Annotated in this window: 17 protein-coding genes; 13 read left to right on the top strand and 4 right to left on the bottom strand. The window is 33.4% G+C overall.

Annotation, left to right across the window (positions count from 1 at the left end):
• Positions 1–322: 322 nt before the first annotated feature.
• Positions 323–985, top strand: coding sequence for a YkyA family protein (locus EUC40_RS07085; RefSeq protein WP_156574235.1), 663 nt, complete (start codon positions 323–325; stop codon positions 983–985).
• 31 nt (positions 986–1016) lie between these two features.
• Here the strand turns inward: EUC40_RS07085 and EUC40_RS07090 are convergent, their stop codons facing one another.
• Complete coding sequence (locus EUC40_RS07090) at positions 1017–1475, bottom strand: YkyB family protein (RefSeq protein WP_000804868.1); 459 nt, start codon at positions 1473–1475, stop codon at positions 1017–1019.
• Positions 1476–1642: 167 nt separating this feature from the next.
• On the opposite strand from EUC40_RS07090, the gene EUC40_RS07095 reads away from it, so the two are divergent.
• A complete protein-coding gene (locus EUC40_RS07095) occupies positions 1643–3190 on the top strand; it encodes a Ppx/GppA family phosphatase (protein ID WP_244322182.1) in 1548 nt (515 codons plus the stop codon).
• Between the two features lie 105 nt (positions 3191–3295).
• Complete coding sequence (locus EUC40_RS07100) at positions 3296–5404, top strand: polyphosphate kinase (protein ID WP_156574239.1); 2109 nt, start codon at positions 3296–3298, stop codon at positions 5402–5404.
• 166 nt (positions 5405–5570) lie between these two features.
• On the opposite strand, the gene EUC40_RS07105 is transcribed toward EUC40_RS07100, so the two are convergent.
• Together EUC40_RS07105 and EUC40_RS07110 are read right to left on the bottom strand one after the other, a co-directional pair.
• Positions 5571–5798 (bottom strand): hypothetical protein, encoded by a 228-nt coding sequence (locus tag EUC40_RS07105; protein ID WP_156574241.1) that lies wholly within the window; start codon positions 5796–5798, stop codon positions 5571–5573.
• A gap of 97 nt (positions 5799–5895) precedes the next feature.
• Positions 5896–6753 carry a metallophosphoesterase gene (locus tag EUC40_RS07110; protein ID WP_098662734.1) on the bottom strand — a complete coding sequence of 286 codons (858 nt, stop codon included), beginning with the start codon at positions 6751–6753 and terminating at the stop codon, positions 5896–5898.
• A 245-nt stretch (positions 6754–6998) separates the two neighbouring features.
• On the opposite strand from EUC40_RS07110, the gene fadH reads away from it, so the two are divergent.
• The 4 genes from fadH to EUC40_RS07125 all read left to right on the top strand — a co-directional run bounded on the left by fadH (position 6999) and on the right by EUC40_RS07125 (position 9908).
• Positions 6999–7763, top strand: a complete 765-nt coding sequence (gene fadH / locus EUC40_RS07115) for a 2,4-dienoyl-CoA reductase (RefSeq protein ID WP_000660911.1) — start codon at positions 6999–7001, stop codon at positions 7761–7763.
• A gap of 255 nt (positions 7764–8018) precedes the next feature.
• Positions 8019–9236, top strand: coding sequence for an EAL domain-containing protein (locus EUC40_RS07120; RefSeq protein WP_071713163.1), 1218 nt, complete (start codon positions 8019–8021; stop codon positions 9234–9236).
• On the top strand, positions 9236–9364 hold the full coding sequence (locus EUC40_RS26895) for a hypothetical protein (RefSeq protein ID WP_000544074.1): 129 nt from the start codon (positions 9236–9238) through the stop codon (positions 9362–9364). The genes EUC40_RS07120 and EUC40_RS26895 overlap by 1 nt, the downstream gene beginning before the upstream one ends.
• Positions 9365–9419: 55 nt before the next feature.
• Positions 9420–9908, top strand: coding sequence for a DUF3993 domain-containing protein (locus tag EUC40_RS07125; protein WP_001233799.1), 489 nt, complete (start codon positions 9420–9422; stop codon positions 9906–9908).
• 26 nt (positions 9909–9934) lie between these two features.
• On the opposite strand, the gene EUC40_RS07130 is transcribed toward EUC40_RS07125, so the two are convergent.
• Positions 9935–10171, bottom strand: coding sequence for a glutaredoxin family protein (locus tag EUC40_RS07130; RefSeq protein ID WP_000717876.1), 237 nt, complete (start codon positions 10169–10171; stop codon positions 9935–9937).
• Between the two features lie 233 nt (positions 10172–10404).
• Here EUC40_RS07130 and EUC40_RS07135 point away from each other — a divergent pair, with 233 nt between their 5' ends.
• The 6 genes from EUC40_RS07135 (at position 10405) to EUC40_RS07155 (ending at position 13582) form a co-directional block, all read left to right on the top strand.
• The gene (locus EUC40_RS07135; RefSeq protein ID WP_000055151.1) at positions 10405–10641 is read left to right on the top strand and encodes a YkuJ family protein; all 237 of its coding nucleotides are present in this window, start codon (positions 10405–10407) and stop codon (positions 10639–10641) included.
• A gap of 215 nt (positions 10642–10856) precedes the next feature.
• On the top strand, positions 10857–11006 hold the full coding sequence (locus tag EUC40_RS26900; RefSeq protein WP_000440535.1) for a hypothetical protein: 150 nt from the start codon (positions 10857–10859) through the stop codon (positions 11004–11006).
• Between the two features lie 74 nt (positions 11007–11080).
• Positions 11081–11599 (top strand): ribonuclease H-like YkuK family protein, encoded by a 519-nt coding sequence (locus tag EUC40_RS07140; protein ID WP_000348523.1) that lies wholly within the window; start codon positions 11081–11083, stop codon positions 11597–11599.
• 118 nt (positions 11600–11717) lie between these two features.
• Positions 11718–11909, top strand: coding sequence for an antirepressor AbbA (gene abbA, locus EUC40_RS07145; protein ID WP_071713164.1), 192 nt, complete (start codon positions 11718–11720; stop codon positions 11907–11909).
• Positions 11910–12078: 169 nt separating this feature from the next.
• Positions 12079–12522 (top strand): cyclic-di-AMP-binding protein CbpB, encoded by a 444-nt coding sequence (gene cbpB / locus EUC40_RS07150; protein ID WP_000623574.1) that lies wholly within the window; start codon positions 12079–12081, stop codon positions 12520–12522.
• Positions 12523–12697: 175 nt separating this feature from the next.
• Complete coding sequence (locus EUC40_RS07155) at positions 12698–13582, top strand: transcriptional regulator CcpC (RefSeq protein WP_002019148.1); 885 nt, start codon at positions 12698–12700, stop codon at positions 13580–13582.
• Positions 13583–13607 lie beyond the last annotated feature (25 nt).

The following is a 13607-nucleotide window of genomic DNA, read 5'->3' on the forward strand; positions in this document are numbered from 1 at the left end:
CGATCATCTTTTATCAGGTGAATTATTACTGTTGTTCTTCAAATTATTATAAGTATGATGAATTTCGTTGTACTTACATGTAATACATAGTGTAATGAGTTTTTAAAAGTACAAAGTAAATTGTTACTTAAAGATGGATAAGAAGCTGCTAGATATTTCAAAGAGAATGACATGAAACGTAATTTCAAGTAATACATGTGTACAAACATTATAAACAATACCAATGATCTTTGTAAAAAAGATGCGAGTGTGAAGTGTATAACAGAGTACATACATTTCATAGTTCTTTTACACGATGATCGTTTATTAGTAGGAGGAAAAGATGTTGAAATATAGTAAATTAGCAATTGTAACTGCATTATCAATGATTTTACTAGCCGGTTGTTTCGGACCGAAACCAGAAGAGGAATTATATGTTGCATTTGAAAATGCTGCAAAGCAAGAAAAAACAATGTTTGAAGATGCAAAAAAACTTGAGACTTTAGAAAAAGAAGGACAAGAGCTATATAACCAGATTGTTCAAGAGGGAAAAGATAATAATCAGGCCGTTAAGGAAAAGCTGAATCAAGCAGTGAAAAATACAGCTGAAAGAGAAAAAGTGCTTACAAAAGAAAAAGAGGCTTTAAATAAAGCACAAGAAGAAGTGAAATCTGCTGATAAGTATGTGAAGAAGATTGAAGATAAGAAATTGAAAGATCAAGCGGATAAAGTGAAAAATACGTATGAAAAACGACATGATTCATTTAACAAGATGTATGACAGCTATAATAAATCTTTAAAACAAGAAAAAGAATTATATACAATGTTACAAGATAAGGGTGCAAAATTAAAAGATATTAGTGAGAAAGTAAAGACTGTAAATCAATCTTATAAAGATATTGAATTAGAAAAAGATAAGTTTAATGGATTTACAAAATCTTACAACGAAGAAAAAATAGCTTTTTATAAAGAAGCAAATATTAAAATTAAAGAAGAAAAAAAATAAAACAGTTTGGCCTTGCGTAGGCCAAACTGTTTTATTTTTTTGTATAGGTACGGCTATACCATGGAACAGGTTCACTTAATTTTTTTTCTTGTTTTAGTGCTTCAGGACCAATATAATCTTGAAGTGTTTTTTTTGCTACTGTTAAAGATAAGGTTGTTTTCGGGTTTCGATAGGAGGATTCAAGATGACCAAGATGTGGTAGGATTCGAAAATCTTCTTTCGTAGGAGGGATATGGAAAAAATAATCGCCTAAACGTATAAGAACATCAGATTGTTGTTGGCTAAAACGTGGATTTCTAGAAAAATGTAGTCCTTCTTTAATCGCTTTTTTTTCAGTAATTAAACGTTCTAAAGCCGTCTTTTTTAACCAGTATAAATATTTAGGATTAGTTGCAGCTTTAGCATGACGATTCACAACGAAAATAGATTGAGCTAGTCGATTAATAGAATGTTGGTTTTGTAATTGAGATTGTGGTTGTGAAGGTTTCATATTGAATCTCCTTTCAATTTTTCATTATTATACCATAAATAAATAGGTTTTTATTATATGCAAAAAGTGATTGTATATATTTTCAATATTAAAGCAATATTGTTACAAAAAACAACTATTTTGTATAATAGTAATAGAATGTGTTTTAGAAATTTGATAATGAAAGAGTGAGAAGTTTGAAAGAAATATTAAAACAACAGTATGCCATTATAGATATTGGATCCAATACAATGCGTTTAGTTATTTATGAAAAGCAAAACGGGGGTTTTTATAAAGAGATAGAAAATACGAAAGTTGTTGCTCGGTTAAGGAATTACTTAGTCGACGGTGTGCTCATTGAAGAAGGAATAGAAGTATTGTTACAAACATTATTTCAATTTCAAGAAAGTACGCGATTCCATCAGTTGCATCATGTGCTTTGTGTTGCAACAGCAACAATTAGACAGGCTGAGAATCAATATGAAATTAAAAAACTTGTTGAGGGACAAACAGACTTCACTCTTAGAGTGTTATCAGAATATGAAGAAGCACGTTACGGCTATTTAGCAGTTATGAATTCAACTTCATTCACTGAAGGAATTACAGTAGATATTGGTGGGGGGAGTACTGAAGTTACATATTTCCGAAACAGAGAGATTTTAGAGTACCATAGTTTTCCTTTTGGGGCACTGTCTTTAAAGCAACACTTTATTAAAGGGGATATTCCTACTGAAGATGAGCTAGAGAAGATTCAAACGTATTTAGAATATCAATTTCAGACATTACCGTGGTTAATCAATAAAAAATTGCCTCTTATTGCAATTGGCGGTAGTGCAAGAAATATGGTGAAAATCCATCAAAATTTAAGTTGTTACCCTATAGCAGGATTACATTTATACAAAATGAAGGAAGAAGATATTAAAAATGTAAAAGATGAATTGGAGAAACTATCGTTCGTAGAACTACAAAAGTTGGAAGGTTTAGCAAAAGATAGAGCGGATACAATTGTACCAGCGGTCGAGGTATTCCATACACTTGTTAATGTTATAGAGGCACCAGCATTTGTATTAAGTAGAAAGGGATTAAGAGAAGGTGTTTTCTATGAAGAATTAACGAAAGATTTAGGGATTTCATACTATCCAAACGTAGTTGAAGAAAATTTACATTTACTATCACATGAGTATGAGATGGACATGGAGTTTGTTATTCAACTCATTAAACATGGAAGAATGATTTGTCAACAGATTGAAGGAGTAGGTCTTATTTCCATGTCAGAAAAAGACTGGGAAGTATTCCATCAAGCAGCGAAAGTATTTAATATAGGAAAATACATAGACGATGAAGCGAGCCGTTTACATACGTTTTATTTGTTAGCGAATAAAACGATTGACGGCATGATGCATAAAGATCGAGTGAGATTAGCGCTTATTGCATCTTATAAATCAAAAATGTTATTTAAACAACATTTATCTCCATTTGAAGGTTGGTTTGATAAAGGTGAACAAAAAAAGATTCGTCTATTAGGAGCTGTTTTACAGTTTTCAGCTGCGTTAAATGTAAGACAAAGGTTGCTTGTTGATACGATATTTATAACAGAAAACAAAGAAGGACTAACATTTAGAATTTTATGTGAGGAATCGGCATTAGCAGAAAAAGTGCAAGCTGAAAAGCAAAAAAAGCAGCTAGAACGAGTGTTGAAAACGAACATTAATTTATTATTTGAAGTAAAACGTTAAGTTGTACGGATGTCTTTACAAAAAATTTACACTTTGTAATATTGTAATTTGCTAAAATGAAAGTAACTAAATTATAGTAAAAAAGTTTCAGGGGAAGTGAAGAGAATGGAATTGTTAAAGGGGAATATAGTAAATTTAAATGATACAGCTTATTACAACAATCGTGAGTTAAGTTGGCTAGCATTTAATGAACGTGTATTACAAGAAGCGCAAGATGAAAATAATCCGCTCTTGGAAAGGTTAAAGTTTATTAGTATTTTCAGTTCGAATTTAGATGAATTTTTTATGGTACGCGTAGCAGGATTGAAAGATCAAGTGAGTGCGGGTTTTAATCAACCAGAAAATAAAGCAGGATTAACACCGAAAAAGCAGTTAAATAAAATTGCAATAAAAGCGCATGAACTAATGACTATTCAATATAACACGTTTAAAAATTATGTATTGCCAGCACTTGAATTAGAAGGAATCGAGCGTTTAACATTCCATGATTTGACGAAAGAGCAGAGAGAATTTATAGAAGAGTACTTTGATGAGCAAATTTTCCCAGTGTTAACTCCTGTAGCTATCGATGCATATCGTCCATTTCCAATGTTACTAAACAAAAGTTTGAACTTAGCGACTATTTTATATGATGAGAAGCAAGTGGAGGAAGAAAACCGTACGAAACTAGGGATTGTACAAGTACCTTCATTACTTGAACGCTTCATATTTTTACCGAGTGAAGGTCAAAAACATAAATTTATTTTATTAGAAGATGTCATTAGTGGTTTTACACATAAATTATTCACTGGGTATAAAGTGTCACCTGTTACTCGCTTCCGTATTACACGAAATGCGGATTTAACAATTCATGAAGAAGGTGCACGCGATTTATTGAAAGTCATTGAAAAAGAATTGAAAAAGCGTAAATGGGGAGCTGCTGTTCGTTTAGAGGTTGGCAAAGAACATATTGATGAAAGAGTATTGGCGTTATTGTATGAGGTGTTGGAAGTAAGAGATGAAGATGTATACATGATGGATGGACCGTTAGATTTAACATGTTTATTCTCTTTATATAAAAAATTAGCACCTTTATATGAACATCTCGTTTATCCGGCTCTTATTCCGCAACCACCTCAAGATTTAGGTGATGAAGAGGATGTATTTGAAAAAGCAATCGAGCATGATATTTTATTGCACCATCCTTTCGAATCGTTTCAGCCAGTTGTTGATTTTGTTCGTGATGCGGCAGAAGATGCCAATGTACTTGCAATCAAACAAACACTATATCGTGTAAGTGGTGATTCTCCAATTATTCAGGCGCTAAAGGTAGCGGCTGAAAAAGGAAAACAAGTGACGGTGTTGGTCGAATTAAAGGCAAGGTTTGATGAAGAAAATAATGTTCATTGGGCAAAAGAATTGGAACAGGCAGGATGTCATGTTATTTACGGTGTAAGTCACCTGAAAACACATAGTAAAATTACGCTAGTTGTACGAAGAAAAAACGGAAAAATCGAAAGGTTCGTACATCTTGGAACTGGAAATTATAATGATGCAACAGCGAAGCTATATACTGATTTTGGCTATATTACATCACGAAAAGATTTTGGAGTCGATGCAACAAATTTCTTTAATTATTTGAGCGGTTATACAACGAAACCGCATTTTCATCATTTATCGGTTGCACCATTTGATATAAGAGAGCAATTTATGGATTTAATAGATGAAGAAATTCGTTATCATAGGCAATATGGAAATGGCTATATTATTGCTAAGATGAATTCATTAACAGATAAACCATTAATAAAAAAAATGTATGAAGCATCACAAGCGGGAGTAAAGGTAGAGCTTATCGTTCGAGGAACATGTTGCCTAAGGCCTGGTATTCCAAATGTAAGTGAAAATATTCGTGTAGTTAGTGTTGTGGGCAGATATTTAGAACATAGCCGTATTTACTATTTCCATCATAATGGAGAGGAGAAAATATATTTATCTTCAGCTGATTGGATGACACGTAATATGGAGAAAAGAGTAGAAATATCCTTCCCAATTTTAGATATTGAAATGAAAGCAAGAATTAAGGCGATTTTACAGCTTACTTTAGCTGATAATGTGAAAACGCGTGAACAAAATAAAGACGGTGATTACTATTATATTATTAATGGTAGTACTGAAGAAATTGATAGCCAAGTGAAGTTGTTTAAGATGGCATATCAAAATACAGACGCTGAATAATGAGAACAAATGAAAAAACCTCTTGTAAAAGAGGTTTTTTCATTTGTTCTCTACTTATTATACGTTCTCAAAATAGAAGAATGAGTAGAGAGAATAGTTTTTATTGTAAGCATGTAAATGGATTGGCTAAGAGAGAAAATACCATTGGTAGAATTGTTGTAGTACATTAATAATAGTATGGTGATTGGCAAGGTCCACCGTAACAAGGATAAGGTGCTGGTGGTGGGTAAGGTGGTGGATAAAACGGTCTAGGGCCGAAAGCCAATGCGCCGCCGAGCAATCCACCAGCAATTCCAGCTAGAAAGGGGACGCCAAAAAACGGAAAGAAGCGTGAGTCGCCTACTGGACCAATAGGTGCTGAACGGACTGGGATTGGCTGATAATATGGATACATGAACAAACCTCCTTTATTGGACTCACTTTTATCATATGGTAAACGAAACATGGATGAGCGCGTACAAGAAAGGATATGTAAGAAAATAGGCGAATTGTTACGAATGTTGTAGTGTGAAGATCGTAATTTCAGGTTTTGACATAAATCTAAATGGAACGCGAGTTCTCCCTAAGCCGCGATTAACATAGAGAGTTAAATCTTGAATTGCATAGAAACCTTCAATATAGTGTTCTGCAAGCGCCGGGGTAATGATAGCGCCTAGAAAAGGAATTTGTACTTGTCCACCATGACTATGACCAGACAGTTGTAAGTTGATTGGATATGTTGCGATTTGCGGCGCGATATCGGGTTCATGAACAAGAACAATATTATAAATATTTTGCCGAGCATGCTGCAAAGTTTCCGCTATTTTTGGTTTACCCAGTAGTATATCATCAAGCCCCAAAATAGAAATTTCACTATTATCAAGTAAACGAATTCGTTTTTCTTTATTTTGCAATAGTTCAAATCCAGATTCACGCATGATGTGATCGTAGTACTCAGTTCCATATCCACCGTGATCGTGGTTTCCATAAATAGCAAATTTACCGAAAGGGGCTTTTATATTTTTTAAAAGGGCTGCAACGAAAGGAGTATCAGTATACGTTTGATAATTATCAATGAGATCACCAGTAAAAAGGACAATATCTGGATTTTCAGCATTAATTTTAGAAACGATTTGAGATAAATGTTGGAGAGAGAAATAGTATCCGAGATGTAAATCGCTAAATTGAAGAATTTTCATGCCATGAAAACTTTTTGGTATGAGCTGTGATGTAAGTGTGTGCCGTGTGAAAGAGAGCCAGTGGGGCTCTATATATTTAGCATAATAGTATCCGATACTAGCGCTTATAAATGAATATAGACAAGTGCGTATTCCGGTTTTTAAAAAATTTCTTCTTGTAATTGGCTTCATAAAAATATGAGTACACCTATTTGACTTATATTCTGTGTTTTCGTTTCGTATACAGGCTACTCAAATCTCCTTTCAGTTTTTTAAAAATATATTTTATCTAATAAAAAAGTAGTATAGATTACGGAAAAAAATGAATGAAAAGAAACCTCTTTACGTTAAAATATCAGAAAACTTTAAAAATATAAAGATTTCTATCAAATAAAGTGATAAAATGAATGTGTATTCATTTTTGGGAGGGGATGTATGTGAAAGAAAAGGTAGTTATTATAACAGGTGGATCTAGTGGAATGGGAAAAGGAATGGCAACTCGTTTTGCAAAAGAAGGGGCACGAGTTGTTATTACAGGGCGTACAAAGGAAAAATTAGAGGAAACAAAGTTAGAAATTGAACAGTTTCCGGGGCAAGTATTACCTGTGCAAATGGATGTGAGAAATATTGATGACATTCAGAAAATGATTGAACATATTGATGAGAAGTTTGGTCGAATTGACATTTTAATAAATAATGCAGCTGGAAACTTTATTTGTCCAGCAGAAGATCTATCTGTGAATGGCTGGAATGCGGTCATTAATATTGTGTTAAATGGCACATTTTATTGTAGTCAATCTGTCGGGAAGTATTGGATTGAGAAAGGCATAAAAGGCAATATCATTAATATGGTAGCAACATATGCATGGGATGCAGGTCCAGGAGTTATTCATTCAGCTGCAGCGAAGGCTGGCGTATTAGCAATGACGAAAACACTTGCGGTCGAGTGGGGACGTAAATATGGAATACGAGTTAATGCTATCGCGCCAGGACCGATTGAGCGTACGGGCGGTGCCGATAAATTATGGATTTCAGAAGAAATGGCTAAGCGAACACTACAAAGTGTTCCACTTGGAAGACTAGGTACGCCAGAAGAGATTGCAGGTCTAGCTTATTATTTATGTTCAGATGAAGCTGCGTACATAAATGGTACTTGTATGACAATGGATGGAGGACAACACTTGCATCAATATCCATTTTAAAAGGGATGACTAAATGAATGTTTGATTCATCTTTTTGTATTTAAATGTGACAAAAATGTGACATGTGAAAGAAAGGTGTTTACAAGAGGTCATATATACGGTATATTTAAGACCTCTTTTTTCTTCATAGTAGAATTGCTAATTCCCCTTAGCATTTTACCCCTCTAATCCCTTCAGGAAAACTGAAGGGATTTTTTATTATTTTTCCGTAAATATCGTGTTATAATTTTTGAAAAGTAAAGGGAGGGAAGCACGTTGATAGATGCATTAGATGTAATGAGTAACTTGGATAAAGTCCTTCCTTATTATCAAGCTATTTTTAGTGCTGATGAGCATACAGTAATTGGATATGAAGTAGTAGGACGTATTCAAACAGAAGAGGGTATACAAAGTTTAGCGTCTTTCTTTCATGATGATTCTATTCCAGGCGAGTTTCAGCTGGAAGCAGATAATATCATAGTAGAGAAAGCTTTGGATCGTTATTTGGAAAGCGATCAACAATTATTATTATTTATACATCGGAATGCTAACGTATTAATGAATGATGAGGATGAAAGTTTACTTCAACTTTTATTAATGTATGAAAAGCAAGGTTTAAATTTGAAACGCATTGTTTTAGAGATTACAGAACATGAATGTAAAGAAGATATAGAGCAATTTAATCATTTGCTTATGTATTATCGTACATATGGTATTCAAATTTCGATAAATAAGGTCGGAACGGGTACAAGTAATTTAGAACGGATTAGCGTATTAGCACCGGATATTTTAAAAGTAGATTTAACAAACTTGAGGCAAACTGCACTTTTACAATCTTATCAAGATATTTTATATTCTTTATCATTACTCGCTAGAAGAATTGGTGCGACATTGTTATATGAAGAAATAGATGCTTTTTATCAATTACAATATGCTTGGAAAAACGGAGGTAGATATTACCAAGGTGATTATTTGAAAGAATGTTTACCTGATTTTATTGAAACGAATGTTTTAAAAGAGCGACTTGGTAATGAATGCCATCAGTTTATTCAACATGAGAAGAAGAAGCTGCAAAAAATTTATAATTTAACAGAGATGTTACGTGATCGAATTGGTGATGTTCTATCTAAACAAAAAAAGAATGAAGATATAAATGATTGGTTATTACAATTTAGCCAAAGCGTGTCACAGTGTAGTTTCCGTATATTTATTTGTAATGAAGATGGTTTTCAACAATCAGGTAATGTGATGAAAAAAGATGGAGAATGGATTGTGATGCCAGAGTATTACATGAAGAACTGGAGTTGGCGCCCGTATTTTCTAGAGAACATTATGAAAATGCGTTTTGAGAATAAGGCAAGGCTCTCGGATTTATATGCCGATATCGAAACCGGTGAAATGGTACGAACATTCTCTTTCCCAATTGATGATGAAAACTTTTTATTTATAGATTTATCGTATGAATATTTATATGAAGAAGATGTTTTGTTTTAATGCACGAAGAAATTCGTGCATTTTTTTGTTTGTTTTTATCAGAAATTGGTAATAGTGAAAATGGTGATGAAAATGCTGTCTATCGTTGTAAAGATTTTACGAACGAAACCATCCCTTTCTTTGCATAATCATTGTTACAATGAATACTACAAAGACAAGTTCTTTTAAAAGGAAGGTGAAAAAATGAGGAAATATGGAATATGGTTTGTTCTATTTGTATGTGTTGCTTTTCTAGTTGGTTATAGTGTGACAACCGTATTAGGAAAAGAGGAGTTGAAAGTTGATCGGAAAGAAGTGTTTACGACGATACAAAAAGGTTATGAGACCCAATTTTCAATTCGTGGGAAGCATTTGCCTGTGAACAAGATGATAGAGACATTATCACCGTATTTTACAGATAATTTCCTTCAAGTATTTACAGATGAAAATAGTAGAAGTGAAAAGCAAAGTGGTGAATATTTACTTCCAGCAAAAGAAGCGCCGTTTTCTTTTAATTCAGAAACGAAAATGTCATATGATGAAGAACACAAAAATTTATACGTATATGAGCGGGCGAAAAGTGGTCAATACCAAATCGTAACATTGCAAAGAGATCAAGGGAAATGGAAACTAGCAGGATATCATGAAAGTCAGGAACTTTTAACTGAAATAAAAAGGCTACAGCAATTATAAAAATAGGAATAGGTATTTACCTATTCCTATTCTATATTGAGTAGCTGTTGTAATTTTTCGATTTGAAACCCTGCAACAACTTCCCCGTCAATTACAACTGTTGGAGTTGAATAGGAGTCATAGTCGTATAAAAGGCGGTCGCGAGCAGCAGCGTCTTTTTTTACGTTGAATTCTTCATATGCAACGTTGTTATGCTTTAAAAATTCTTTCACAATGACACATGGCGGACAATCAGGTTGTGTGTAAACCTCAATTTTTTTCATTGTAATTCCTCCTTTTTTCTGTTTTTTATTATATTCTTCCAGTATAAAAATCGCAATAAAGAAGGGAAAATATGTTCTTTCTGTTTTTTCCTTCGAATTTCGACAAATTTTTAGTTGAGTTTCTGGCCAATAACCTTTATCCTAGAGTGTGGAACATTTTTTCTGTTATGACGGATAGAATGAGTATAGCTGTAAAACCTATTGGTAGGAAGATCAGAGAAAGGAGAGATTTCATGTCTCTACTCCAAGGAATTTTAACTCGACTTGTTAGTCTACAAGAACAAGCTGAAAGCGGTGAAGTAGCACAACGCTATTTTGAAGTGAACGGTGAGCGCAAATGTAGCGTGAAATTTTTCGATAAAAGTGAAATGTATGAGTTAGAAGTGTATCAACAAGGTGAAAAACCTCAAGTGTATCAATTCGATAATATCGACATGGTTGCAATTGAGATTTACGATATCATTTCTTGATACATATAAAAAAGGTACTGCCATAAGGCAGTACCTTTTTTAGTTCTAATACTTTCCGGCATATATGTATAGGAATTTTTCATTTATCCTACAATGGTAGTAAAGTGAAAATTTAATTGGTGGGGGTGTTTATTATCCGCTGATTATTAAGCTACACAAATCAGGAGTCCTACCACCCACAAATAGCTTGATAAAATAATTAGGAGGTGTGTTATGTGGAACGTTTACCAGTTGTGATTTGTCCTAATTGCCACAATTCTGCTGAGATTATTCATGTATTAACAGCTCAATCTAATCAAAATGTAATTTATACGTGCCAAGTATGTCATTGTGTAATTCGGAATATTGAAACGAATAAAGGATAGGGAGTTATAATTTTTGTTTTTGTCCCATACAATGAGAATACGAAAAGTCTGTCTAATTGAAAGGACGTGACTATGTGGACGGTGAACATACATTTTATAATGTTTCAGAGAGACATTTGAATTTTGATATGGTCTTTAACCGTATTTGTAGTTTCATTGAAAGGGATCCACGAAATTTATATCGATTATCCATTGGGACAGACTCACAAGCACATCAAAAGGATACAAGATTTATTACGGCAATTCATATTCATCGTGTTGGAAAAGGAGCTTGGGGTTGCTTACACCATAAATCAGTAAAAGATAAACCAGCAACTTTACGTGAGAAAATATATTTAGAAACGCAGTTTAGTCAAGAAATTGCATGCCTATTTACTCCTAACCACATACAAACAATATGGGATTTATTGCATCCGCACGCGCAAGATGGGGCAGGGTTTATAATGGAAATTCATTTAGACATCGGGAATGATGGTTTAACAAAAGAATTTATTTTAGATATGACAGCGAAAATTCAAGCGATGGGATTGACTGCAAAAATTAAGCCGGATGCTTATGCGGCGTTTAGTTATGCCAATCGATATACGAAATAATTTCTATATATTTTCGATTTTTATATGTCTTTTACTAAAAACTGAATATTACATCTATTAAATAGGCTAGAAATTTTATATAATGAAAGTAACGATGCGAGTATAAGGAGAGGGGCATATGCAAAAGGAGTTTGTTTTAACGAAAGAAGAAGAAAATTTGTTATTAGATATTCTATTTCAGCAAAATTATGCGAGTGAAATTTTAGCTGTGGAACTTACAGATATTGAGAGTGGTTTGAAAAAGACAGATGTGACGCAATATAAAAAAATCACAAGGCTATTTTACAGATTAAAAAATAAAGGGTATTAAGCGCTACCGAAATGGTAGTCTTTTTTTGTGTTGTATGCTAAAATAGCCGTGTAATTGTATTTTTATTGAAATAAAGCTAAGGACAAAATAATAATATGAAAACGCTGTCATAAAATGTGAATAGAGTCGGTGAATATAAGCAGGAAAAAGGGAAAATGGGGGATGTAATATGATAAGTATTCCGAAAGATGAGTTTCAACAAATTCTTGTGAAGGATTTAATGATTTCATCAGAAAAAGTAGCACATGTCCAAATTGGGAATGGTTTAGAGCATGCTTTACTTGTTCTTGTGAAATCTGGATATTCGGCGATACCTGTTTTAGACCCAATGTATAAACTGCATGGGTTGATTAGTACTGCTATGATTTTAGACGGTATGTTAGGATTAGAGCGCATTGAGTTTGAAAGACTTGATGATATGAAAGTAGAACAAGTGATGAAGGAAGATATTCCAGTTCTTAAGTTAGAAGATTCATTTGCAAAAGCTTTAGAAATGACAATTGATCATCCTTTTATTTGCGCTGTCAATGAAGATGGCTATTTTGAAGGGATTTTAACACGCCGGGCTATTTTGAAATTGTTGAATAAAAAAGTGAGACAACATAATCGATAACATGAGAAAAGTGACTTCATAGAAACAGAGAAGTCACTTTTTTTCGTGCATATCAGTTGTGTATGTATTATATTTAAAAGGATAAAAACATAAGAAAAGTTAGGACGGAAAAATTGTTTTTCGGTATAAAAGTATTTAGTTAAATTAAGATGAAAAGCTTATTGAAATAAGGTGTATGGAAGCTAAGGAAAGAGGGAGAAAGTTGCAAATTGATGATTTTCAAATGATGGTTGTGTTAGCTCAGGAATCAAATATGAGAAAAGCGGCGGAACGTTTATTTGTTTCCCAACCTGCGCTTAGTCAACGATTACAATCTATGGAGAAACAATGGGGAATGAAGTTTTTTATTCGCTCACAAAAAGGATTGACAATTACACCTGAAGGGGAAAAAGTCGCAAATTATGCAAAGGAAATGTTGCAAAGGGAAGAGGATATTAAAAGCGAGCTTGCTGTTTTTAGAACAGAAACTCACGGAACGTTAAAAATAGCTGTTGCATCAGTTATTGGTCAATATTGGCTCCCTCCTGTTTTGAAAAAGTTTGTGCACAAATATCCTTCTGTGAAGATATCGCTGTTTACTGGCTGGAGTAGTGAAGTGCAAAAGCAATTTTATGAAGGTGACGTTCATGTTGCTATATTAAGGGGATCGCAGGAGTATAAAGGACAAAAGACACAATTATTTGAAGATGAATTATATTTAGTCGACAAAGAAATAAAAGATATTTCGATGTTGAAAGAAACAAATAGACCATTTATTCAATTTAAAAGTGATTCGACTTATTATGGACAAATACAAAATTGGTGGTATGGACTATTTTCTAATCCACCTAAGCGAACAATTGTAGTTGACCAAATTGAGACGTGCAAACAACTTGTTTTAAATGGTATAGGTTATGCTCTATTACCTTCTACTGTTTTAAAAGAAGTACAGGAAAATATGTATAAAACACCTGTTCAATTAACGAGAGAAACATGGTTATTAACGAGTGAATCGGCAAGACAGTTGAAGCAAGTACAAGCATTTTTAGAAATTATAGAAGAAATTCAAATGGAAAAATAGGATTATTATCTTGCTACTCGCTCTA

Origin of the sequence: Bacillus luti, from assembly GCF_009739945.1 — a bacterium.
Lineage (GTDB): Bacteria > Bacillota > Bacilli > Bacillales > Bacillaceae_G > Bacillus_A > Bacillus_A luti.